22 protein-coding genes and 2 pseudogenes are annotated in these 22,210 nt (G+C 56.2%); 3 read left to right on the top strand and 21 right to left on the bottom strand.

All coding sequences use genetic code 11. From position 1 onward, the window contains the following. Nucleotides 1-60 precede the first annotated feature (60 nt). From AC2FME_RS16940 to AC2FME_RS16880, 13 genes and pseudogenes are all read right to left on the bottom strand, one after another. Nucleotides 61-597: a hypothetical protein gene (locus AC2FME_RS16940; RefSeq protein ID WP_496801058.1), complete on the bottom strand. Its 537-nt coding sequence runs from the start codon at nucleotides 595-597 to the stop codon at nucleotides 61-63. After that, entirely contained in the window at nucleotides 581-1,351 is a 771-nt protein-coding gene (locus AC2FME_RS16935) for a hypothetical protein (protein WP_496801057.1), read from the bottom strand. Before AC2FME_RS16935 ends, AC2FME_RS16940 begins: the two co-directional genes overlap by 17 nt. Nucleotides 1,352-1,423: 72 nt before the next feature. After that, entirely contained in the window at nucleotides 1,424-1,939 is a 516-nt protein-coding gene (locus AC2FME_RS16930; protein WP_496795821.1) for a DUF805 domain-containing protein, read from the bottom strand. A gap of 333 nt (nucleotides 1,940-2,272) precedes the next feature. After that, nucleotides 2,273-2,974: pseudogene (locus tag AC2FME_RS16925) on the bottom strand (IS6 family transposase); the annotation flags it as partial. Nucleotides 2,975-3,088: 114 nt separating this feature from the next. After that, the gene (locus tag AC2FME_RS16920; protein ID WP_496683503.1) at nucleotides 3,089-3,922 is read right to left on the bottom strand and encodes a 3-oxoadipate:acetyl-CoA acetyltransferase; all 834 of its coding nucleotides are present in this window, start codon (nucleotides 3,920-3,922) and stop codon (nucleotides 3,089-3,091) included. Nucleotides 3,923-3,925: 3 nt separating this feature from the next. Beyond that, nucleotides 3,926-4,804, bottom strand: coding sequence for an intradiol ring-cleavage dioxygenase (locus AC2FME_RS16915; protein WP_496801056.1), 879 nt, complete (start codon nucleotides 4,802-4,804; stop codon nucleotides 3,926-3,928). 13 nt (nucleotides 4,805-4,817) lie between these two features. Then, entirely contained in the window at nucleotides 4,818-6,575 is a 1,758-nt protein-coding gene (locus tag AC2FME_RS16910) for an FAD-dependent oxidoreductase (RefSeq protein ID WP_496801055.1), read from the bottom strand. A 3-nt stretch (nucleotides 6,576-6,578) separates the two neighbouring features. Next, a complete protein-coding gene (locus AC2FME_RS16905) occupies nucleotides 6,579-7,640 on the bottom strand; it encodes a branched-chain amino acid ABC transporter permease (RefSeq protein WP_496801054.1) in 1,062 nt (353 codons plus the stop codon). 2 nt (nucleotides 7,641-7,642) lie between these two features. Continuing rightward, nucleotides 7,643-8,503, bottom strand: a complete 861-nt coding sequence (locus AC2FME_RS16900) for a branched-chain amino acid ABC transporter permease (protein WP_496683509.1) — start codon at nucleotides 8,501-8,503, stop codon at nucleotides 7,643-7,645. Continuing rightward, nucleotides 8,500-9,294, bottom strand: a complete 795-nt coding sequence (locus AC2FME_RS16895; RefSeq protein WP_496683511.1) for an ABC transporter ATP-binding protein — start codon at nucleotides 9,292-9,294, stop codon at nucleotides 8,500-8,502. The genes AC2FME_RS16900 and AC2FME_RS16895 overlap by 4 nt, the downstream gene beginning before the upstream one ends. Beyond that, on the bottom strand, nucleotides 9,294-10,037 hold the full coding sequence (locus AC2FME_RS16890; protein WP_496683513.1) for an ABC transporter ATP-binding protein: 744 nt from the start codon (nucleotides 10,035-10,037) through the stop codon (nucleotides 9,294-9,296). Before AC2FME_RS16890 ends, AC2FME_RS16895 begins: the two co-directional genes overlap by 1 nt. 58 nt (nucleotides 10,038-10,095) lie before the next feature. Beyond that, on the bottom strand, nucleotides 10,096-11,370 hold the full coding sequence (locus tag AC2FME_RS16885; protein WP_496801053.1) for an ABC transporter substrate-binding protein: 1,275 nt from the start codon (nucleotides 11,368-11,370) through the stop codon (nucleotides 10,096-10,098). A gap of 27 nt (nucleotides 11,371-11,397) precedes the next feature. Continuing rightward, complete coding sequence (locus AC2FME_RS16880; RefSeq protein WP_496683518.1) at nucleotides 11,398-12,471, bottom strand: maleylacetate reductase; 1,074 nt, start codon at nucleotides 12,469-12,471, stop codon at nucleotides 11,398-11,400. Nucleotides 12,472-12,562: 91 nt separating this feature from the next. Here AC2FME_RS16880 and AC2FME_RS16875 point away from each other — a divergent pair, with 91 nt between their 5' ends. Further along, a complete protein-coding gene (locus tag AC2FME_RS16875; protein ID WP_496683520.1) occupies nucleotides 12,563-13,510 on the top strand; it encodes a LysR family transcriptional regulator in 948 nt (315 codons plus the stop codon). Nucleotides 13,511-13,578: 68 nt separating this feature from the next. Here AC2FME_RS16875 and AC2FME_RS16870 read toward each other — a convergent pair whose 3' ends face one another. From AC2FME_RS16870 to AC2FME_RS16855, 4 genes are all read right to left on the bottom strand, one after another. Next, the gene (locus AC2FME_RS16870) at nucleotides 13,579-13,860 is read right to left on the bottom strand and encodes a LysR substrate-binding domain-containing protein (protein ID WP_496683526.1); all 282 of its coding nucleotides are present in this window, start codon (nucleotides 13,858-13,860) and stop codon (nucleotides 13,579-13,581) included. Nucleotides 13,861-13,982: 122 nt separating this feature from the next. After that, a complete protein-coding gene (locus AC2FME_RS16865; RefSeq protein WP_496801052.1) occupies nucleotides 13,983-14,696 on the bottom strand; it encodes an IS6 family transposase in 714 nt (237 codons plus the stop codon). Nucleotides 14,697-14,749: 53 nt separating this feature from the next. Next, on the bottom strand, nucleotides 14,750-15,157 hold the full coding sequence (locus AC2FME_RS16860) for a universal stress protein (RefSeq protein ID WP_496742804.1): 408 nt from the start codon (nucleotides 15,155-15,157) through the stop codon (nucleotides 14,750-14,752). A 57-nt stretch (nucleotides 15,158-15,214) separates the two neighbouring features. Continuing rightward, on the bottom strand, nucleotides 15,215-15,664 hold the full coding sequence (locus AC2FME_RS16855; RefSeq protein ID WP_496686988.1) for a phasin family protein: 450 nt from the start codon (nucleotides 15,662-15,664) through the stop codon (nucleotides 15,215-15,217). 200 nt (nucleotides 15,665-15,864) lie between these two features. On the opposite strand from AC2FME_RS16855, the gene AC2FME_RS16850 reads away from it, so the two are divergent. Further along, nucleotides 15,865-17,037: a cation:proton antiporter gene (locus tag AC2FME_RS16850; RefSeq protein ID WP_496682584.1), complete on the top strand. Its 1,173-nt coding sequence runs from the start codon at nucleotides 15,865-15,867 to the stop codon at nucleotides 17,035-17,037. Here AC2FME_RS16850 and AC2FME_RS16845 read toward each other — a convergent pair whose 3' ends face one another. Both AC2FME_RS16845 and AC2FME_RS16840 read right to left on the bottom strand, forming a co-directional pair. Beyond that, entirely contained in the window at nucleotides 17,038-17,445 is a 408-nt protein-coding gene (locus tag AC2FME_RS16845; protein WP_496686986.1) for a c-type cytochrome, read from the bottom strand. It abuts the gene before it with no gap. Nucleotides 17,446-17,605: 160 nt separating this feature from the next. Further along, nucleotides 17,606-19,210 (bottom strand): Na/Pi cotransporter family protein, encoded by a 1,605-nt coding sequence (locus AC2FME_RS16840; protein ID WP_496801051.1) that lies wholly within the window; start codon nucleotides 19,208-19,210, stop codon nucleotides 17,606-17,608. A 437-nt stretch (nucleotides 19,211-19,647) separates the two neighbouring features. Here AC2FME_RS16840 and AC2FME_RS16835 point away from each other — a divergent pair, with 437 nt between their 5' ends. Then, a complete protein-coding gene (locus tag AC2FME_RS16835; protein WP_496801050.1) occupies nucleotides 19,648-20,868 on the top strand; it encodes an APC family permease in 1,221 nt (406 codons plus the stop codon). A gap of 94 nt (nucleotides 20,869-20,962) precedes the next feature. On the opposite strand, the pseudogene AC2FME_RS16830 reads toward AC2FME_RS16835, so the two are convergent. Both AC2FME_RS16830 and AC2FME_RS16825 read right to left on the bottom strand, forming a co-directional pair. Continuing rightward, nucleotides 20,963-21,667 (bottom strand): annotated as a pseudogene (locus AC2FME_RS16830) (IS6 family transposase). Between the two features lie 99 nt (nucleotides 21,668-21,766). Further along, nucleotides 21,767-22,096 carry an alpha/beta hydrolase gene (locus tag AC2FME_RS16825; protein WP_496801049.1) on the bottom strand — a complete coding sequence of 110 codons (330 nt, stop codon included), beginning with the start codon at nucleotides 22,094-22,096 and terminating at the stop codon, nucleotides 21,767-21,769. Nucleotides 22,097-22,210 lie beyond the last annotated feature (114 nt).

Below are 22,210 nucleotides of genomic sequence, written 5' to 3'. Positions count from 1 at the left end.
CTGACAGTGTCCATCGAACAAACAGGCTCTCAGGCTTTTTTGCGGTGTCCAAAATGCATTTTACTCCCAATCGCCAGCAGACGAGCGCCAAGTCTTGGCTTCGCCATCCCAAACACTGGCTGTTGCGCAAGGCGTCGGGTTTATTCCGTCACAATTGGTTCCGTGGACATCCGCAAGAACAATGCGTTGACGCCCGAAGTCAACGACCGTCCAGCCTTGGTTGAGCAAGGAGTGCACCGCTTCGCCAACCCAAAAGTGAGACATGCATCCGCCAGTTCCGCAATAAAGAGATGCGGCGCTCGAACACGCAAAACCAGACTCATTCAGAACCCAGTCGCGTTGTAGATCTCCGTCGAGATCGACCCTTTCAACGGCGCCCCAAGCTATGTCAAACTTACCGTCATTGAACTCCGCGCAGGCTTGTGCCGCCAGATCAACCTTCGTCTGCAAACCGGGCGGAAGTTGCGAAACATCAGCCGCGACAGATGGTGAGGCCCAAACAAGGCCCGAAGCGAGCACAATCCCGGCGACCAAACATTTCATCTGACGCGCTATTTGGGAAGCTGGCTGGAAGGAGGTATCAATTGCACTGATCATACCTGTAGTCCCCATATTCCAGCCAGTTTGCCGAGCCTTCGTTAAAAATCAGAAACTCGGACCTGTCCTCCCCAAGCAGGGCGACGACAAATCCGGCGGGCGGCACAGAGTTTCCGAAGTAACTGTAGGCCGTCATGGCTCTGATCGACTCGCCGTTTACTGTTACTCGCGCGTCCCACTCCCCCTCCGGATTGTCCAGAATTACATATTCGATCTGGCGTTTTATCGCTCCGCCACCACAATAGACGATGCCTTCGGGTGCTTCGTAGGAACCCCCCTGGCTAGTATCTGAGTCGCACACGGAACGAAGGGACCGAATTGCCGCACCGGAACCTTTCAAGTCAAAGATTCCATAGCTGATATCTTGATCAATCATAGACAGGTTAACCGATGCATTGGCTGCAAGCTGGTCCAATACAAAACCGTAGTCCTGCTGACTCTTGAAACTGACCTCGACGGGATAGTTGTCTACGATCTGCAAAGCCGCGTTTTCTGCGCCAACCTGGAATGCCCCAACTTCGGTGGTGCCGTTCTTCAAAAACCGAATGGAAAGCCCTTGCTTCTGCACAATGTCCTGGCTGTCTTCATATCCAGCCGGAGCAAAACGGATACGGTCACACTGAAGCTCCAGCGTCATGTTTCCGGTCTGAATAAACGCATTGGGATTAGGCCCGGAGTTGAACGACCACTCCGCCGATGCTGTGGTCGCCATTGCCATCATCAACGCTCCAATGGAAATCGTTTTGAACCTCATTTTTTCTCTCCATGGTGTTACGTTTCGCGCAGTCATTCAGCAGGGATCCGGCCCGTTACCTGGGCAACCAGATCAGGAAGCAGGTTCGCCGTAGTCGTTTGCGCCTTCTTGGGAAGGTCGCGACAGCCACCAGATCATCAGGATGGACAGAACCAATTGAAGAATTGAGACAACAACAATACCGGTCGCACCCAAGACTGCCGCGGGTCCCCGCAATGCATCGGGGTTTTCCGTCCCTTGCTCCAATACCGAGAAGAACGCCACCCCACCCAGCATAACAAATAGCGATGCAATGCTGAGCGCCATCGGCAGCAGCAAGTACCAGCCAGGTCGTCCTGTATCATGCAGCCTTCTCCAACCGGCGGCCAGCATAGGTATGAGAACGGCCAGTTGGAAAACAGAGGACAGAACCCGAGATCCCTGCCCTGTTTCGGGGTCGGTCCCGAATAGGATCGTATCCAACACAGCCAAAGCAGCACTCACGAGAACCACAAACAAGAAGAACCACCAGTATTCTGAGCGTATAGCCCGACCGGAGAACTGGAAGTATTTCGAGAAACACGTTTTAACGGCTTCACCAAATCCCATTTTTCACTCCTTTCTTCGTTTCCAAGCAGCCTCAAATCGCTTCGCCGCTCAGGAGAACACACTCGCACCTATGGGTGTTCCCAACTACCTTTTTGTTTAAAACCAGAAGTCTATCATACGAGAGCGTAGAGAAATCTACGCGCGGAAAAAGTGTTGATTTACGAAAAATTAGGTTCAAACATGCGAATTCGGCACAACTTTCATTTTGCCTCCGTTGTTGTTGCTGCTCGCTTTGCCGAGCCCTTCCAGCCGTTTGAGTGAGTGCTGGCGGCCTGAAGGTGCTGCCAGACGAATTCGAATTAGTCTCCACAACGACAGCGACACTGCCCGTTTTGCCGTGCCGAGACTGCGCCACTCAGAAAGAGCAGCGGCACGGTTGAGTTTAAAATTGGGTCGTGGGTGAAGGCTTCTTTCCAAATTGAACAGGTTGTCAATTGAGGCGTGGACGGCGGCGAATTTCTGCAAACTTCGCATGTGCCGGAAGCGAAGCATCGCCCGTTCTCGTCGTCGGAAAGGCAGATGTGAATTCTCTGCTCGATTGTTCAGCCAACGGCCCGTTTCCTGCCTGCCACCTGCACCAATCTCCTTCAGGGCCGCACCGTCCGACCGTAGCAGGTCCGTGACGATGACTTCAGGTCGACCGTGTTTGCGCATTGTTTTCTTAGAGAATTTCTACGCGGCTTTCTTGTTACCTGTCTTTGTGACGAAGCTTTCCAGGATTTCGCCTTCATGATCGATAGCCCGCCATAGATAATGCCGCTCGCCGTTGATCTTCACGAACATCTCGTCCAGATGCCAGAGCCACTTGCTGGATTTCATGCCCGTAATCCGCCGTTTTCTAATCTCGGACGCGAACAACGGACCGAACCGGTGCCACCAAAATCTCACAGCTTCCTGCCTCACATCGACGCCGCGTTCATGAAGCAGGTCTTCAACATTGCGGAGCGACAGCGGAAACCGCACCTGCAGCATCACCGCCAAGCGGATTATCTCACGGCTCGTTTTGAGATAGCGAAATGGATCAGATTTGGTCATCCGACGAGGCTACGAAACCGCCCTGCCCGCCTCAAGCTGATTTGCTCTGACAGCACTGAGCGCGCGGCTTCATCGGCTTTCTGCACTTTGTCGTTCATTCCGCTGTCCCTTATCTCAAGCTGCTTGCAGACCGAGAATGGCGCGTGCCTGCGCCGGAGTGGCGACGGGTCGGTCGTACCGCGCGCAGAGTTCGGCGGTGCGCGAGACCAGCGCCGCGTTCGACGGTGCAAGAGTGTCCCGGTCGATCCGGACATTGTCCTCCAGGCCCGTCCGCGCATGACCACCTGCACTGATCGCCCAGTCGTTCAGCTCGTACTGATGGCGCCCAATCCCGGCCGCGCACCAAGGGGCATCCGGGCCAAACAACCGCCCGACGGTTTTGACGTAGTAGTCAAAGACGTCCCGGTCTGCGGGCATGGCATTCTTCACGCCCATGACGAACTGCACGTAGGGAGTACCCGCCAGCTCTCCGCGATCAGCCATTTCCTTGGCTTTCAGGATATGGCTGAGATCGAAGGCCTCAATCTCTGGCTTAACGCCGTGAACCTTCATTTCGGAAGCCAGCCACGCCACGAGATCCGGCGGATTCTCGTAAACCCGCGTCGGGAAGTTGTTCGACCCAACCGACAGAGACGCCATGTCGGGCTTGAGCGGCAACATTCCACCACGTGTCTTTCCAGCGCCCGACCGACCTCCCGTTGAAAATTGGATGATCATCCCCGGGCAGTGCTTTTCCAGGCCTTCCTTGAGGCGCGCGAACTTGTCGGGATCAGAAGACGGGGTTTCATCATCATTGCGCACATGGGCATGGCAGATCGTGGCCCCTGCCTCGAAGGCGGCGTGCGTACTCTCGACTTGCTCCGACACCGTGATCGGAACCGCAGGGTTATTCGCCTTGGTTGGCAGGGAGCCGGTGATCGCAACGCAAATTATGCAAGGTTTTGTCATGGCTCACACCCGCGCAAGAACAAAATCAAAGTCGATGTCCCAATAGGCACCCTCGAACCCCACTTCGGCGGCACGGTCTTGGTCGTCGACACGCTTGATGTCCGCCAGCAAGCTCTCCTTTACGCCAAAGACGGCATCCGAATTGATGTAGGGATCGTCAGGATCGAAAATGTGAGTTGTCAGGGTGTCATAACCTTCGGCCGAGATGATGAAGTGAAGGTGCGCTGGACGGTTGGGGTGACGACCCAAATGGCCAAGGAGTTTGCCAACCGGACCGTCATCGGGGATCGGATAAAAGCGGGGTTTGACCCCTTTAAACCAATAGCTTCCATCCTCACCGGTCCGGAAGACACCCCGCAAATTGAAGTCAGGCTGCAAGCCCTTTTGCTGGACGTCGTAGAACCCATCATCATTAGTCTGCCAGACATCGATCTTGGCCCCCGCAATGGGATTGCCATCGGTGTCGAGGATGCGGCCATGGACAACCATGTCCTCACCCTTTTGGTCCAGACAGATGTTTGTCCCCATCTCGTATTCTGGCGCATCCGGGACGTGAAAGGGTCCGAGCACCGTGTTCTCTGAAGCACCGGTCGGGCGGCGGGAGTTGATCGCATCCACCAGCATCGAGACGCCCAGCGTGTCGCTCAGCAGGATGAACTCCTGCCGCCACTCGTCGCACTTATGCCCGGTCTCAGTGAGAAACATGATCGCCTTGAACCATTCCTCCTGCGTCGGCTCGATCTCCTTGACCGCTTCGTGCAGCTTGCGCGTGATGACTTCCATCACGTCCTTGAGCCGTTCGTTCTTCGCGTTGGCATTGCGTCCGGTGACGACCTCTATGCTGTCGGCTTCGGTGAAGAACCCTTTTTCATGTGCTTCCATCAGAAGATCCCCCTTATCGCGCCAGAATTTTCGACAGGACCCGTTTGAGGTCGCCTTCCGGTTCGGCGCTCATGCTCTCGGCACGCCAGGCAACGTGGTGGTCGGGGCGTACGAGAATGCAACCGGAGTCGGATATCTCCCGGGCCCGGGCCCAATCCCCGGTGAGGTCTTCGATCTCTCGGCGCGGACCTACGAGATGCACCCGGATATCCATCCCGAACGCGGCACCGATTGCCTTGGCCGCCTCTGCCCAGGCTTCGCCGCCGATCCCCGTGAAAAGTGTGAACTTGCCACGACCGCTGAGATCGAGGGTCGAGTGCTTGTCCCCTGTCTTGTGATCGAACAGCCAAACATGCGGGATCCGTGCGCCCGGCCATGTGGTGGGCTGGTAGTGCAATTCGGCATCCAGTTCGAAGGCCGGTTCCAATTGACCATCGGTCTCGACCGCACATGAGCGGTAACGCTGGTTCATCTCGACGCCATGGGCGTCGAATTCGTATTTCTTGAACGCGATGGCCTCCCGGATCGCCTCGCGCTGCTTTTCGGCCTCGGGCGTGGTGTCACAACGGGCCTCGAGGTTTTCCTGCATGATTTCAGGTTTCACGCCTTCCGCCATGCCGAGCGCCTCGAAGATCGGGCCAAACTCGGCGATGGACTGGTTGGCGCGCGTCACGATCTGCTTGGCGACCGGCGCGCGTTCCTCGGAATAACTGTCCAGCAAGCCCGGACCCGCCTGCCCTTTCAGCACGGCTGCAAGTTTCCAGGCCAGATTGAAGCCGTCCTGAATGGATGTATTCGACCCAAGCCCATTGGATGGTGGGTGCCTGTGCGCCGCATCGCCCATGATGAACACGCGGCCCTTTTGCATGTTTGTCGCGTACATGTTGTTGACCGTCCAAGTGTTGGCGCTGATCAACTCGATCTCCAGCTCGGGATCGCCCACCAGCTGGCGCGCCACCTCGGTGGCCATGGCCTCGTCCACCTCAGGCGCCGGCTGGTTGATGTCGTAACCCCAGACAATGAGCCATTCGTTCCATGGCCGGACCATGCGGACAAGACCCATGCCGATGCCCCCGACATCGGCGCCCGGTTGCATGACCCAGTAGAGAACGGACGGGCGGTGCGCGACATACTTCGACAGGTCCGCCCGGAACAGGATGTTCATCGAGCCGCCAACGCCCATCTGCCCTTCAAAAGGCAGGCTCTCGTGCTCGGCCACAAGCGAGTTGCCGCCATCCGCGCCCACCAGGTACTTTGAGCGCACCGTGAATTCCTTGCCCGAAAGGCGATCCAGGCAGGTGGCCGTCACACCCTCGGCATCCTGCTCATGCCGCAGATACTCCACCGACATCCGGGCTTGCGTGCCGCGGCGACAGGCGGTCCCGAACAGGATCGGCTCCATGAACGTCTGTGGCAGGTCGATCATGTGACAGGGGGAGGCGAGCTGATGCTCGGCACGGGACAAAGGATGTTTGCCCCAGCTTTTCATCCGCCCGATCTCTTCCCCAGCGAGACTTTCGCAAAACACGTTCTCCCCCATCAGGTCCTGGTGCGCGCCGTGCATGTAGGCCTCTTCTTCGACCTCGTGTCCCAGATCGCGTAACACCTCCATGCATCTTTGATTGGTGATGTGGGCGCGGGGTGTGTTGGCCAGCCAGCGATAGCGGTTCACGGCCATGTTCTCGACACCGTAGCTCGACAAGAGCGCAGCTGTCGCCGACCCTGCCGGACCCGTGCCGATGATGAGAACGTCAGTTTCAAAGTCGGCCATGATTTAGCCCTCCATCGTTGGTGTTGAACCGCCAACCAAGCGGCGACGTATTGGAAAAAGTTGCAGGCCTGTGCGCTCGGAGATCAGTCCCCAAAGCCCGCGTGGCGCAAAGAGCATCACGCCGATCCCGATCAGGCCGAGGATCATTAGGTACCAGCTGCCATAGTCCGCCAGCAGGCTTTGCAGCAGGAAGAAGACCATCACACCAAGGATCGGGCCCTCGATTGTCCCGATCCCGCCTATGACGACGATAAAAATTACATAGGCGGTCCAGTCGGTTACGCTGAAAGCCGCGTCAGGTGAAATTCGCGCCTTCTGAAGATAGATCAATCCGCCTGCCAGCCCGGTGCCAAAAGCGGACGTCAGAAAAACCAGCCACTTCATGCGCCCCGCATCGACACCCACCGATTTGGCGGCTTCGGTATTGTCACGTACCGCCGCCAGCGCGAGGCCACGCTTCGTCCTGAGAAGCCAGTAGATGCCAGCAATGGTCGCTACGGCCAGTGCAAGGGCCAACCAGTACGCCAGGATGTCACGCGCCGCACTGGCGCGCACGTCAAAGACCGCGCGAATGCCGTCCACTAAAGCCAAGTCACGCAGGGCGTCGCGCGGCAACGACGTGCCCGTCCCTCCGCCGACCGCTTGCCATTGCGCCACTGAAAGGCGCGCCACCTCCGCAATCACCCAAGTGCCAATCGCGAAATAAGCCCCTTGTAGACGGAACGCGAAGAATGCGGTGGGAATGGCCAACAAGAGAGCCGCCCCACCGGCGAGCAGGATAGACAAGATCGGGTCCATGCCACCCAGGATGACCGCACCGTAAAGCGCATAGGCACCCATGCCCACGAAGGCTTGCTGACCGACCGATACCAATCCGCCGTAGCCTGCCAGCAGGTTCCAGTATTGGGCCAGTGTCAGCATGGTCAGGATAAAGAACAGGTCCTGTATCATGCCGCGAGACGCAAAGGCCGGCGCTGCGATCAAGGCGATCAGCAATATAAATGCGGCGATTGCTGCAATGCCGGACGCCGGGGTCCGCGTCGAAATGGAATAAGTGGCAGCCATGATCAGTTCGCCCTCGGAAAGAGCCCGCGCGGGCGGATGAGAAGAACGACGAGGAAGGCAACATGACCCGCCAGGATCTGCCATTCTGGATTGATCGCGGCCCCTACGGTCTGCGCGACGCCGATGATAATGCCACCCACCAAAGTGCCCCAAAGGCTGCCGAGACCGCCAATGATCACAGCCTCGAAGGCATAAATGAGACGCGCGGGACCAATGGAGGGATCGAAATTAGCCCGGACGCCAAGGTAGAGCGCAGCGATGGCAGCCACGACTAGGGCGAGCCCCGTCGCAGTTGCGAAAACCCGTTCCGGCTTGATCCCCATCAGGCTCGCTGTGATCGCATCGTCCGAGGTCGCCCGGAACGCACGCCCGATCGCCGTGCGGAAAAAGATATGGTTGAGCGCAAGGATCACCGCGATCGCCGATCCGAAAGTCATTAGCGGAAGCACGCCCATGCTGATTGGACCGACACTGACCGATGCCGTCTCCAGGGCACCGGCCGAAATGCGTTGGCTGTCTGCGGAAAAGCCTTCGAGCAGCCCGTTCTGGATTACGATCGAAAGGCCGAATGTCACCAAGAGCGGTGGCAGAATATCATCGCCCAGTGTCCTGTTCAGCACCAGCTTTTGCAGTATCCAGCCAAGAATGAACATCAGCGGCGCGGCCACGACGATTGCCAGAAAGGGGTTCAGACCGAGGACCGTGACGCAAACGAGGATAAGGTAAGCACCCAGAATAATCAGATCGCCATGAGCCAGATTCACCAGCCGCATGATCCCGAAAACAAGGCTCAATCCGGCGGCAAAAAGCGCATAGAGCCCACCAAGCATGATCCCCTGAACAATTGTGTCAATCCAGATCATGCGACGGCTCCGAAATAGGCGGCTTGAATGTCTTCGCGGCTGATCTCGGACGGCTTGCCCTCCAGGGTCACCCGACCCTCCATCATGCAATAGACCCGGTCCGCAACGGCCAGCGCTTGGCTGATGTCCTGTTCGACGACGATGACGCTAGCACCGCTTTCCTTGATTTTTGGAAGAGCCGCGTAGATGTCCCGGATGACAACCGGCGCAAGTCCCAGGCTGATTTCGTCACACAGCAGAACGTCGGGATTTGACATTAACGCGCGTCCGATGGCGACCATCTGTTGTTGACCGCCTGATAAGGCCGTCCCTGGGTTATGGCGCCTTTCCCGCAAGATCGGGAACAACTCATAGATGGTCTCGAGCGTCCAATAGCCCTGCCCATCATGGCCCGTGGCCAACTCCATCGGATCGGGTGCCCCGGTGAAGCGCGACAGGATACTGTCGATCCGGTCCCCCAGATCGCGCCCGCCCTTGTGCTGCGCGCCGATGATCAGATTCTCCTCGACCGACAGCGACGGAAACAGCTTGCGCCCTTCCGGCACCATGGCAATGCCGCGCTTCATGATCGTGTCCGCCGGCAGATGACCGATCTGCGTTCCGTTATGCAGGGCATGCTCCGGCGCGTTCTTGAGCACGCCTGTGATCGAGCGCATCAAAGTCGTCTTCCCCGCGCCATTGGCACCGATGATTGCGACCGTCTCGCCGCGCTCTAGCCGGATATCGACACCAAAGAGGGCCTGAAAGTCCCCGTAATGCGCCGTCAATCCCTTGGTTTCCAAAAGAGCCATCAGACATCGATCCCCAGATAGATTTCTTTGACTTCGCGGCTGTCCATGATCTCAGCCGGATCGCCAACACCGATCACACGTCCGAAATCGAGCACCAGAAGCCGCTCAACCACACGGGTCAGCGCATGCAGTACGTGCTCGATCCAGATGATGGTGACGCCTTCGGCATGAATGTCGCGGATCGTTTGTACCAGCGACTTGCACTCGGCATCGGTCAAACCGCCAGCGATTTCATCCAACAGCAGCAGCTTTGGCCCGGTGGCCATAGCCCGCGCCAATTCAAGCCGTTTGCGCTCAAGGAGCGAGAGGGACCCTGCCGGCTCATTGGCTTTGGGCATCAAGCCCGTGCGGTCCAAAACATCGGCGCAGGCATTGGCAACAGCCGCTTCGGAGGCGCTGCGCCCGTGTGTCGCCGCCACCAAGAGGTTCTCGAAAACTGTCATTTTGTCAAACGGTTGCGGGATCTGAAACGATCGGCCAACGCCGCTCAAGCACCGGTGCATCGGGGCCACGTGGGTCACGTCTCGCCCACCAAAATGAATGGTGCCCGCGTCCGATATGAGGTTTCCGGTTATCAGGTTGAACAAAGTGGACTTGCCCGCCCCGTTCGGTCCGATGATCCCGAGTGCCTGTCCCTCGGGCACGTCAAAGCTGACCGCATCGGTCACTTTAAGAGAGCCGAAACTCTTTGACACGTTTTCAAGGCGCAACACGGACAAGCCCTCCCTGACCTCAAGCGTCACTCGAAGTTCCTCTCTTGGGGACAGCGCCCCGGGCCGCGCCCGGGGCGCTGTTCCGGTTTCAGGTAATGGGTTCCATCGTGCCACCTGTCGGCACGTTGGGTGCGGTCTGGTTGTCCACGATCACAAGATCGTAGCCACCGCCATCCTTGAGGCGCCACTGCCCCCCGACCAGCGGCGTTTTCGCGACATTCTTCGCCGCAAACGGCGGGAGACCGGCACCATTCCAGGCCAAGGGTCCCACAATGGTGTTCAAGTCGGTCGCGGCGATGGCCTCGGATACCTCGTCGGGATCTCTGCTGTCGCTGACACGGCTCATTGCATCCGCTGCGACTTCGAAGAGAGCATGCACGAAGCCGATCGGCTGGGTCCAGGGACGCCCCGTCGCCGACGTGAAGCCCTCTGCTAGGTCGCCTGCGCTCATTCCGTTCAGCGATGAGGTAAAAGGATGCGTCGGCGACCACCAAACCTCGGACGAGAGGTTATGACCAGCATTGCCGAGCGCTTCGACGGCCTGAGGGAACAGGATCGCTTTGCCAATCGACGCGGCCTTGGGCGTAAAGCCCTGCTGTTTGGCCTGGGTCCAGAAAGTGGTGAAGTCGGGCGGGATCACAACGCCGGTTACGATCTCCACACTCGCCGATTTGAAGGCATTTATCTGTGCCGAGAAATCATCTGTCAGGTTTTGATACCGACCCGGATCGGTCAGCGTGTAGCCCTGTGCATCTAGCACCGGCGGGAAACCGACATTCGGGTCACCCCAGGCATTGCCGTCGCCGTCGTTCGGGAAGAGGCCACCAACGGATTTGTTGGTGTCGAGTTGCGCCCACATGTTTGTGAAGACCGCAATCACATCTTCCAGCCCCCAGAAGAAGTGATACGCGTAATTGAACGGTTGCCAACTGCCCGGATCGCCGGGGTTGCCTTGCTGTCCGATAAACCACGGCTGCCAAGGTGCCACCGTCGAGATACACGGGATTTCCTCATTCTCGCAGGTAGTTGTAACGGGGTTGGTCGTCTCGGGCGTCGATGCCACGAGCATCAGGTCAATTTCATCGTCAACGATTAGTTCCTGCGCCACCTCCGCAGCTCGGTTGGGATTCGACTGGCTATCCTTGACGATGACTTCGAAATTGGCCCCAGCCTCCGTGGCCGAAAAGCCGTCAAGAATGAACTGGTCGGCCTCTGCGAAGGCCGCCAAGGGGCCTGACTGCGGGGTGACATAGCCAATCCTGATGCGTGCACCTTGTGTAATGGCAGGCGTGGCTAAGCCGCCCGCCGCAAGCGCCACACCAGATGCGGCGGTCGTCTTGAGCAGCTTTCTGCGTGTGATCATTTCAGTTCCTCCCAGTCGTTTTCTTGTTCAGTTATTTGGTCGACGGCCATGGAACGCGGCGTCCAGAAGCGCGCGAATTCCGCCTCGTGTGATCTCTGCCGGGTTCCAGTAAGCGTTCTTCGTGGCGAGTTCGGCAGCTTTGTCCAAGTCTGCTTCCACCAGACCTAAGTCGGACAAACGCCGCGGCGCGCCCATCTTTTCAGAGAAGATATTCAGGGCTTCTCCCGGCCCGTCGGCATCAAAGATCTCTGCGACAGGAGCCAGCAACTCGGGCACGGCGGCGGCATTGAAAGCGATCGCGTGGGGCAAAATAATCGCGTGGGTTTCAGCATGCGGCAAATCGAAGGTCCCGCCGAGCGTATGACAAAGCTTGTGGTGGAGCGCCATGCCGACCTGCCCCAAAACGGTGCCGCAAAGCCATGCGCCATAAAGTGTTTCACCTCGGGCATCGAGGTCGTCTGGTGACGCGATAACTTTCGGAAGTGCCGCCGCAAAGGCGCGCATGCCTTCAACAGCCAATGCGCTGGACACTGGGTTGCGGTCTTCCGCGTAAAGACCCTCAGCTGCGTGAGCGATGGCGTTGAGCGCACTGGTCACCGTCATGGGAACGGGCAAAGATGCCACAAGTTCGGCATCGTATAGGATCACTTCTGGCTGCACTTTGGGATCTTTGAGAGTGGTCTTCAGGCTGTTCTCTGTTTGCCCTAGGATCGGCGTCGCCTCCGATCCCGCATAGGTCGTGGGAACGATGATCTGCGGCAGATCAGTTCGATACGCGATCGCTTTGGAAAGTCCGGTTGTAGACCCCCCGCCAATAGCCACAAGGCAGTCTGCATCGATCTCCTGCACGTGTTTGATCGCATCCTCGGTCACGGTCACCGGTGTGTGCATCGCGGCTCCCGTAAACACGCCTGCTGCGCGCGGACCTACTTCCTTGGCAAAAGCCAACGCCGTATCTGCTTGGTGCGGCGTCGACAGGACCAAGGCGCGCTTTGCACCAAGGCGTGCGATCTCAGCTCCAACCTCACGGCGAACACCCGGCCCAAAGCTGACGCGAACCGCCGCACTGTTTGCAACAAACTCACGTTGAAAAAACGACATGTCCGCTCCCCCGTCATCCTGACGAGTCCGGATTAGCAGAAGTATTTTTCGAATTTGATTGAATCTCGTGCAGGCTATATATCTTCAAGTTATGAAAATTGACCCGCGCCATCTTGAGATACTTGCATCCATTGTCGACAATGGTGGACTTACCGAAGGTGCGGAGGCGCTTGGCAAGTCGCAGCCATCGGTGTCCCGCACGCTCTCGCAACTGGAAAGCCGTATTGGCGCGCCGCTGTTTCAGCCTGGTCGTAGACCGCTGCAGCCTACAGATCTGGGACACTCTCTCGCGTCCCATGGACGTGTAGTCCTGGAAGCAACTCGCGCGGCGGGGAAAGACATTGATCGTTTTCGAACAGGGCATGCGGGGTTTGTCCGCGTCGCCGGGACACCTGTCTTCATGGATGGGGTGATCGCCACCATCATTGCCCGCTTTCAACAACACATGCCAGATGTGTTCCTTGAGCAGAGCTATGGCTACGCCGACGCGCTCATTGACCGGTTGCGGAATGAAACACTCGACCTTGCGATCGTTCCGCTGCAAAAACAACAAGTTCCAGAAAACCTCCGTTTTCAGCCCATCTTGCCGGGCCAAAACGTGATCGCCTGTCGCAATGGCCACCCGCTGCTTCGAAAGAAGTCCGTGACCCTGTCCGATATCTCGCGGTACTCTTGGATCGCGCCGCCTACCGACAGCCCACTTTATCGCGACTTGCAGCGCGCGCTGTCAAAGATCGGCGCAAAAGACTTCAAGATTAACTTCTCTGGCGGTTCTTTGGCTTCCGTCGTCAGCATTCTTGCCGGATCCGATAGCCTGACGGTTTTGCCCTACTCCGTTGTCTTTGAGATGGCAGGGCAAAATCAGATTTCGGCACTCAAACTCGAGATCGGCCACCCGGACCGCATGCTTGGTGTCTTGTCGAAAGAGGAGACGAATAACAATCCCGCTGCAAATCGGTTCAAAGCATTTGTCATCTCTCAGTTCGAGAACCTTTCGAGGCGTATCAGCCAACAGAGGCAAGAACAGCTTTGGCGATGACTGACCGTTCGGGGCATTCTGGCTATGCCAAGTGTGAGATCAAGCACAACTCGGCAGATCTTCAAGGGTCAGAACACAAACCCTTCGTGATCCTGAAGGAAAGCCTCGAAGAAGTCTGTGAACGTCGCAACCAGTGGCGGCAAAGCCTCGTAGGGTGGATAAAACAAGGACAACCACAGAGGCGGCAGGGACCAATCTTCCAGAACCGAGACAACGTCTCCTGACGCGATCTCATGTGCCACATGAAATTCCGGCAACATCACAATACCTGCTCCTGAGCGCACAAATTGATAAAGTAGATCGCCGTTATTCGTGTGAATCGATCGACCAGCGGTGAATGGGCGCTTCAGTGGGGGAGGGTCACCGGAGACTCCTCCTCACCATAGGACAGGCAAATTTCGTGATTGAGATCATCAGGTGGTGCTGTCAGACGAATGCGAACCAGTCTCAGTTTGCCACGGAAACCGCGAACCTATCCGGAACTAAGTTCACGCCACTCGCTAAGAGCAGCGGCCCAGTTCAGCTTGAAGGAGTCTCTGCTGGTGAGCGATCTTTCTTGGTTGCAGTGGTTGTAGACGGAGAGATGGACGGCGTCGAACTTCTGTAAACTTCGCATGCGCCTGAAACGTTGCATGGCGCGTTCACGCCGTCGAAAAGGAAGGTGTGAATTCTCGACGCGGTTGTTAATCCACCTGCCCGTCTGTTGTTTTTCGAGTGCGCCCATTTCTCTGAACGCAGCCTTGTAGGAAGCGCATCGATCTGTGACGACCTCCTCGGCGCAACCGTGCCGCTTCATCAATTTCTTGAGGAATTTCAGTGCTGCAGCCTTGTTTCGGCGTTTGGTAACGATTGCTTCCAGCACTTCGCCCTCACGATCAACGGCCCGCCAGAGGTAGTTTCTCTTGCCATTCACCTTCACGAAAACCTCGTCCACGTGCCACTTCCATTTGGTGTAGGCTCTCAATTGCTGAACACGCTTTCTTCCGATCTCAGCAGCAAACTTTGGGCCAAACCTGTTCCACCAATACCGGACAGTTTCGTGGCTCACGTCGATGCCTCGCTCGTGCAACAAATCTTCGACATTCCGAAGCGAGAGCGGGAAACGAATGTACAGCATCACTGCAAGGCAGATGATCTCGGGACTGGTTTTAAAGTATTTGAAGGAGGCAGGTCTGGACCTGGGCAATAGCTACGCAGCACCCCCGCCCCACTCAAGCAAAGTTCTTCTGACAAGACCGCTCAACGAATTACATGAACCGAGCACCTGGCGTGATGCACGACTCTGTTCGCAGTGGAACCTAAGAAAACGTCCTCAAAACCAGGCTTGTGCGAAGCCAAGACGATGCAATCCGCGTCGCTCTCATTTGCGCAGTCGACAATAGCCCTACCCGCGTGACCAGAGATGAGCCGAACCTTCGCGCCTGGAATTTCAGAAGCAGTTTGATGCAGGTTTTCCAAGATTTCATGCCGCGTATTGGCAAGTACTTCGCTGGGAATCTGAGACGCTACATACGCCGGAATTGGTTCTTGGACGTGTATCACGGTGAATACAGCGTCCGCATCAGCCAATTGGCGCGCGGCTTCAAACGACGCTTGTGTGTCGTGTTCTTGGTCCAGAGCAACCGGGATCAGGATATTCTTGTACATTTGACCGCCTATCTACTGCTCCGGTGATTCCAGTTTGGTTCCTCGGCAGCAGGAAACCTAAACAGGCTCAGACTTTGACGATTTCCCCGCGCTCTTTGTAGCGGCTACAACCTCATCAACTGTTTTCTCAACGGCTTCAGCTTCGGTTTCAGCGACATAAGATGCACAACGCGACACGGTTTCGAACCATTCCTGAATGTCAGCAACCAACCGCTCCGCCGAATGGCGCTGCCACTCCGCCATGCTCTGAAGGGCTTTGGAGGGATCGGACGGGTTCGCGGAAGACACATTTCGTGCAGCTTTTAGAGCCGTCCGGACCGCCTCATGACGCCGTTCGAACCAATGCTGTGCAAAGGCCTCTGTTTCTTCGAGCAATTTTTCTTGTGCGTCCCAAAACTGTTCGATCTGGGCACCGAAGGCCGGATTGCCAGACATGGGCGGCTGCATTTGCTTGAAAACATCCACAAGCGAGGTCGGGCTATTTGTGCTAGATTTCTTTCTCGGCATCGAAAATTCCTCCTCATTTCCTGAATAAACTATTGTGCCACCTGCGGCATGCTTTCGCCTTAATACAGATCAATTACGCTTTTCTTTAGAACTCTCGGCTTAGACCGCGACAGGGCACTCACATTCTCTCCGACATCGGTTCCTAGAGGGCAGTGTTGGAGTTAGAGTAGTCTAGACAAGAACTTAACGCTTGGTTTTCTATGCACATTGCCGGCTTTCTGATTACCCTTGGTATCCTCTTCCTTGCCGGATTGGCGGCCGACCAACTTGGCCGGGCCACGCATTTTCCTCGTGTTACAACCTTACTTTTCCTCGGTCTGATCGCCGGGAACGCCGGAATGGGGTTGATCCCACTCGACGTCGCAATGTGGTTCGACGAGATATCGATTGTGGCCTTGACGATGGTCGCGTTCCTTCTGGGAGGATCTTTGACATACGAGAACCTGGTACGGCATGGCCGAGCCATTCTGACGATTTCGATTTCAATCGTGGTTGCAACCCTTGTTATTGTGCCTGCTGGACTGACCGCAATCGGCGTACCCTTCGGGTTGGCGTTAGTGTTGGCGGCGATTGCTACGGCTACAGCTCCGGCCGCCATGACAGACGTGATCAAACAATCTGGGGTGTCCAACAGCTTCACCGAGACATTAAAGGGCGTTGTCGCAATTGATGACGCTTGGGGTCTGATTGTTTTCAGCATCGCCTTGGTTCTGGCCGGTCATTCGGACGGTTGGGCCACTGTCACGACCACAGCGATGTGGGATTTCGGAGGGGCTATTTTGCTGGGTTGCGCACTAGGCGTGCCATCCGCTTACCTGACCGGCCGCTTGAAACCGGGGGAGCCAACGCAGGCAGAAGCAGTGGGCATAGTCTTTCTTACAGCGGGCCTCGCGCTTTGGCTGGAGGTTTCCTTCTTGGTAGCAGGCATGGTTGCGGGCGCAGTTATCGGGAATCTTGCCCGCCATCACGACCATGCTTTTCATGAGATCGAGCACATTCAGTGGCCGTTCATGATTCTGTTCTTCCTGTTGGCTGGCGCCACGTTGGAAATTGAAGCCTTCGGCTTGATGGGCTGGGCTGGTGCTCTTTTCCTATTCTTGCGTGCCGTGGCCCGACTTGTCGGAGGTTACTGCGGAGCAATACTGGGCGGCCTGCCTCGCCGTCAAACCCGCTGGTACGGTACCGCCTTGTTACCACAGGCCGGTGTCGCGGTAGGAATGGCCCTTGTAGCCGGAGAGCAATTTCCGCATTGGGCCGCGTTGATCATGGCCTTTACTCTAGCCAGTACTGTGGCCTTCGAGGTGTTGGGGCCGCCGTTGACTCTCATGTCAATCAGACGAACGGCTGACGCGGATGAGCAGATTGGTCAGTGACTATTCAGACTGGATCGATTCAAGAAAGGCGAGCAAATTCGCCAACGGCAGGCCTACCATCATAGATTGCCCATTAGGTAGAGCCACCGCGATTTTTTGGTCTGTCTCAAACACCGCGCCAAAGATTGGCATTTCGCCCCCATGGGCGAGCAATTGTGAACGACCATCAATCTGTTCAGCTATGCGAACTATCGGAAACACACCGTCGTTTTCGCCCGCCAATTTGGTAAGGTCGGGTGTTCGAATAGCCAACATTTCGGCCATTGGCCCGTCTCCGGTCGCTTCGAAACCGTGACATTGCCAGCAATACGTCCGGTACAAATCACTTCCCGCACTGACGCTGACCTCCTGTGCTAGTGCAGGCCCGGTGACTAACAGTGCCAGTAAAATCCCTCGATAAACCTGCATATTCTCCTCCAAATCGCTGCCACTAATGAAGATCTCATTAAACAGTATAGCTAAGGAACGTCTTTGACCTTGCTCATGTTGTCCGCACCAGCACGAACATTGGCGTTTCAGTCGAATAGCGTTTGAGCACACGCCCAATCTAATCCAGGCAGACCTCCAACTACGCCACTTCGTCATTGACCTTACCACCCTCGCGCCCAGACGGCACTCCTTCCAATGCGTTCAAATGCCAACGAATTCGCCAAAGGTGATAAGACACGCGATGTAACCATCTGAGGGCATCCAAACGAGCCCAGACCACGTCGTCCGGCAGCGTGTCAGTCGCAGCATCGGAGATGAGCAACTCTCTGCGAAGTTTCCTCTGTCGTCGCAGAAAACGGCGAACGCGATTCAGCGTGACTTCACACTGCGCTGGATTGTCGATTTCCAAATAGCCATCAGTCGCCGCAATCACCACTGAAGCAAGCCGTTTCAAGCGCGGGTCTTTCGGCAACTCGCTTATCCGATCATCTTGGCTACACCGGTAAAGCAACCGATCGAGATGATCGAGGATATGGTACATACCCTTGATGCTGGATAACTCTACGTCGGACCTGCTGGACAGTTCTATCTTATCTAGATACGAGCGCGCTTCGGAAATAGCAGTCTCAATGCTGTCCCGCCCAAAGTTGATTCCGTTTGGCTCAGATGCCCCCATACATAACCGAAGGTGCGCTACTTCGGCCCTAACAATTTGTTCGACTGCAGCTTTTGCTGCATCCACAGCTATTTCCGGCGTCCCAAGGACAAGCGGATCCAGAGATCTCGTTAACTCAGCACCTCGGTCGGGTACGAGCGCCTCGACAAATCTGGCAAAGGGTTTGGCGAAGGGCAAGATCAGCGCCACGCCTATGGCGTTGAAGAAACTATGGAACGCGACAAGCGCAGTCAGAGAATTTCCTGCCCCCACCCCGCTTACAAAGACCGAAGTAAATGGCCCCAGCAAAAAAAATGCCATTACTCCTGTCATCACGTTGTAGATCACATGAGCAAAACCGGTTCGACGAGCCATCGTGCCCCCACCAAAGGTGGCTAGAACAGCGGTGAAAGTTGTCCCCACGTCCATTCCAATGACGAGCGCCGCCGCTTGAGGGAAGTTCACAGCACCAGCGCTCAACGCAGCCAATGCTGTCGCAACGCCAGCGCTCGAAGACTGCGTCACCATCGTTATCAGGACGCCGATCAATACAAGCTTCAGCCTGCCTAGCAGTGTATCTGGCGGAAAATCGGCAGGAGTAACTACGCCGCGAAACGCCTCAAGCCCGGACTTGAGCTGCTCGATCCCAATGAAAATCAAACTGAACCCGGCCAACGCCAACCCAAGGCCGGAAACCACTTTTCTTCCCGAAAGCGCCAGCAAAGCCCCAATAAAAACAACTGGCAACATCACTTGTCCCAGGTCTAGCCTGAACCCCAAGAGCGCGACGAGCCAACCTGTCATGGTCGTTCCGATATTGGCCCCAAAGATGATCCCAAGCGCTTGGGGAAATGTGAGCAGACCAGACGCGACAAACCCGACGGCCGCAACGGTGGTCGCACTGGAAGACTGGATTGCAGCTGTCGTGACCGCGCCTGTTACGGCCCCGGTAAACGGTGTCGACGTGAACCGGCCCAAAATGTCTCGCAATTTCGCCCCTGCCAAAGCCTTCAAACCGTCGGTCATCAACAGCATGCCGACAAGGAACAGGCCGATGCCGCCTAAGGCCGGTAACAGGTTCCAGAACATCACGAATTGCTTTCCACCCTAAGTCTCACACCGCCTAGCATGTTTGCTTTGCCTTTAAATCCGACGACAAAAGTCAGTTGGTTTGCGTTCAGCCTCGCAGACCCGACGCCGCGAGTTGATTGACATAGATCAAAGCACCAACACGAATTGCATAGTGAAATTCGAATGTTTCAACATATTCTACGTTCACCGTCCTGTCCCCAAGAAAACACAAAGGTGAACGGAATTTTGAAGAAGTGGAGGTTCCACCCACGGGGGCTCGGCAAGAGTGATGGCGAGCCCCCAGTTAGTCGATTGGCGTCCAATGCGCCCAAACGTTGAGACACAAGGCATTCGGTGCGGCTTTGACCATAGGATTAAGCCGCTGCGCCAATCGAGATAAAAAGAGAAGGACGCCACTGACGACGTTCGGAATGGGCAGTTGGCGGAAACCACCTATGAACTCTGGTGATCCAAACGAACAGAAACTCAGACGGGCCCTTACTACCCCGTTGCTCACGCTTTATGGCCTTGGGGTAACGGTCGGAGCGGGCATTTACGTTTTAGTCGGTGCAACAGCAGACATTGCCGGACCGTTTGCGGCGTTGTCGTTCGTTGTAGCCGCGCTCGTCGTATCACTCACCGCGCTTTCCTATGCGGAACTCGCAACTCGATTTCCTGTCAGCGCAGGTGAAGCAGCCTATGTTGAGGCGGGATTTCAGAAAAGATGGATGGCGGTTTTCGTTGGGTTTGCGGTGGCAGCCTCGGGCGTTATCTCCGCTTCTGCCGTTGCAATTGGCGCAGCATCATACCTTCATGCTTTGACCGGTTTTGCGATTCCTGTTTTGACCATCAGCGTCGTTCTGATCATGGGTCTAATCGCGCTTTGGGGGATCACTGAATCTGTCTTTGTTGCGGCTGTCATCACGATCATCGAGATCGCAGGCCTTCTCTTTGTGATTGGCTGGGGCATGTCGGTTCAGGATCCGCAGGGATACGGGATCAGTTCGATGCTTCCGCCACTTGAACTCGACGCGTGGAGAGGCATTTTCGCGGCATCACTTCTAGCCTTCTTTGCATTTGTTGGCTTCGAAGACATGGCCAATGTTGCGGAAGAGGTCAAAGACCCCGTGCGCACCATCCCAAAAGCGATTTTACTAACCCTCGTTCTGGCGACGGTGTTGTATCTGGGAACCTCAATGACGGTTCTACTTGTTGTTCCGATCGATGTTCTCTCGACATCCGCAGCACCCCTGGCGCTTGTGTTTTCAAACGCCCCCGAGGTGATTAAACAGGGCTTTTCCTCGGTCGCGATTGTGGCGACAGTCAATGGAGTACTGATCCAGATGATTATGGCCTCGCGGGTGATCTACGGACTAGCAGACCGTGACCATTTGCCGAAGGTTCTGGCGATAGTCCCTAAGGCAACGCAGACACCGGTTGTTGCTACTTTGCTGGTTGTAGCGATCATCGTTCTGCTGACTCAAACTACACCGATTGGTACTTTGGCAGAGCGCACATCCCAGATCGTTCTGGGCGTCTTTGTGCTCGTCAACATTTCGCTTATCCTGCTGAAGATGCAGCCGGACGAGGCCCCCAAGCATTTTCGCGTTCCTCTTGTGGTACCGCTCCTGGGGGTGATCACCAGTGCATTGCTTTTTGGATCTGGATTTCTCTAACTAGACAAAACAACCCAAAGGCCTCAACGAGCTGCCATGGCGGTGCTGGCAGACTAGTGCGAACCAGTCTCACAAAGGGCAGGATGCCTGCACTTTATTCGGCGCAGAGACCGCGCCACTCTGCGAGAGCGGCAGCGCTGTTAAGATTGCAATTTGTTCTAGAAGACAGGCTGCGCTCTGAGTTGAACAAGTTTAGAACTGAGGCGTGAACGGCGGCGAATTTCTCTAAACTGCGCATCCGCCTGAAACGCAACATCGCCCGTTCTCTTCGTCGAAACGGCAGATGCGAATTCTCAGCGCGGTTGCTCAACAAGCGCCCCGTTTCCAGACGCTGCTCCGCACCAATCTCTCTTGGAGCAGCGCCAAACGACCTGAGCCGATCAGTCACGATCACTTCGGGGCGACCGTGCTTTTGCATTGCTTTTTTTAGAAATTTCAACGTGGCTTTCCTGTCACGCTTCTGCGTGACGAAGCTCTCCAGAACTTCTGCTTCGTGATCGACAGCCCGTCAAAGGTAGTACCGCTCGCCCTTGATCTTCACAAACATCTCGTCCAAATGCCACCACCAGCGGCTCGACTTCATCCCCTCGATACGTCGTTTTCTGATCTCGGCGGCGAACATCGGACCAAACCTGTGCCACCAAAACCGAACGGCCTTGTGGCTCACGTCGATGCCGCGCTCGTCTAGCAAATCTTCCACGTTTCGGAGCGACAGCGGGAACCGAACATACAGCATCATCGCCAACCGGATGATCTGGGGCGAGGTCTTGAAATAGCGGAGCGGCGATCGTTTGGTCATGGCCGGACGCCACAAAACCGCCCTCCCCGTCTCAAGCCGGTTTATCTGACAAGGTCAAAGAAATAACAATGCCGCCAAATTGGTAGTTTCCTGCAGTCATTAAGGAAGCTGAAAGACATCTATCACACCACCGACCTTCTGAATGAAAACGCCGCCGGCGTTTTCCTCCGTCGATAGCGCGTCACCTGTCGCAAGCCGTTGACCAAGAAGTTGGACGATCTCTGGGGAATTGGCGAATTTCGAGTGATTTATGCTCGTGGTGTCTTCAATCTCAGTCAAGTCAATCACTGTCAATCCGAACCGGCTAATGGACTGTGGATCTGCGGCTCCCAGACGTGGTTGATTACCGGCAACCATACGTGCGACCCGCAAAGCTTTGTCGTCTCTAGACATCAGAATTACGAACTTTCTTCGCTCTTCGTTTGGCACAGTTGATCAGCCCCACCCGAGTGGTCCAGTTTGATTGTTAGTGCATTGCCGGCCTCTGGTCCATTGCGACGAGGGTTTCGGGTGCCGGTGGGCGGTAGCCCAGAGCGCTGTGCG

It is taken from the genome of Ruegeria sp. BHSC026 (assembly GCF_059613065.1).
The sequence above is the reverse complement of the archived record's forward strand: the minus strand, read 5'-3'. Positions and strand labels throughout refer to the sequence as shown.

Bases quoted from the DNA above. Each gene is read 5' to 3' on its own strand.
- AC2FME_RS16900 (WP_496683509.1), bottom strand. From the start codon at position 8,503: ATGATCTGGATTGACACAATTGTTCAGGGGATCATGCTTGGTGGGCTC.
- AC2FME_RS16880 (WP_496683518.1), bottom strand. From the start codon at position 12,471: ATGTCGTTTTTTCAACGTGAGTTTGTTGCAAACAGTGCGGCGGTTCGC.
- AC2FME_RS16935 (WP_496801057.1), bottom strand. From the start codon at position 1,351: ATGAGGTTCAAAACGATTTCCATTGGAGCGTTGATGATGGCAATGGCG.
- AC2FME_RS16860 (WP_496742804.1), bottom strand. From the start codon at position 15,157: ATGTACAAGAATATCCTGATCCCGGTTGCTCTGGACCAAGAACACGAC.
- AC2FME_RS16905 (WP_496801054.1), bottom strand. From the start codon at position 7,640: ATGGCTGCCACTTATTCCATTTCGACGCGGACCCCGGCGTCCGGCATT.
- AC2FME_RS16845 (WP_496686986.1), bottom strand. From the start codon at position 17,445: ATGCAGGTTTATCGAGGGATTTTACTGGCACTGTTAGTCACCGGGCCT.
- AC2FME_RS16940 (WP_496801058.1), bottom strand. From the start codon at position 597: ATGATCAGTGCAATTGATACCTCCTTCCAGCCAGCTTCCCAAATAGCG.
- AC2FME_RS16835 (WP_496801050.1), top strand. From the start codon at position 19,648: ATGAACTCTGGTGATCCAAACGAACAGAAACTCAGACGGGCCCTTACT.
- AC2FME_RS16875 (WP_496683520.1), top strand. From the start codon at position 12,563: ATGAAAATTGACCCGCGCCATCTTGAGATACTTGCATCCATTGTCGAC.
- AC2FME_RS16910 (WP_496801055.1), bottom strand. From the start codon at position 6,575: ATGGCCGACTTTGAAACTGACGTTCTCATCATCGGCACGGGTCCGGCA.
- AC2FME_RS16895 (WP_496683511.1), bottom strand. From the start codon at position 9,294: ATGGCTCTTTTGGAAACCAAGGGATTGACGGCGCATTACGGGGACTTT.
- AC2FME_RS16850 (WP_496682584.1), top strand. From the start codon at position 15,865: ATGCACATTGCCGGCTTTCTGATTACCCTTGGTATCCTCTTCCTTGCC.
- AC2FME_RS16885 (WP_496801053.1), bottom strand. From the start codon at position 11,370: ATGATCACACGCAGAAAGCTGCTCAAGACGACCGCCGCATCTGGTGTG.
- AC2FME_RS16930 (WP_496795821.1), bottom strand. From the start codon at position 1,939: ATGGGATTTGGTGAAGCCGTTAAAACGTGTTTCTCGAAATACTTCCAG.
- AC2FME_RS16920 (WP_496683503.1), bottom strand. From the start codon at position 3,922: ATGACAAAACCTTGCATAATTTGCGTTGCGATCACCGGCTCCCTGCCA.
- AC2FME_RS16855 (WP_496686988.1), bottom strand. From the start codon at position 15,664: ATGCCGAGAAAGAAATCTAGCACAAATAGCCCGACCTCGCTTGTGGAT.
- AC2FME_RS16840 (WP_496801051.1), bottom strand. From the start codon at position 19,210: ATGTTCTGGAACCTGTTACCGGCCTTAGGCGGCATCGGCCTGTTCCTT.
- AC2FME_RS16915 (WP_496801056.1), bottom strand. From the start codon at position 4,804: ATGGAAGCACATGAAAAAGGGTTCTTCACCGAAGCCGACAGCATAGAG.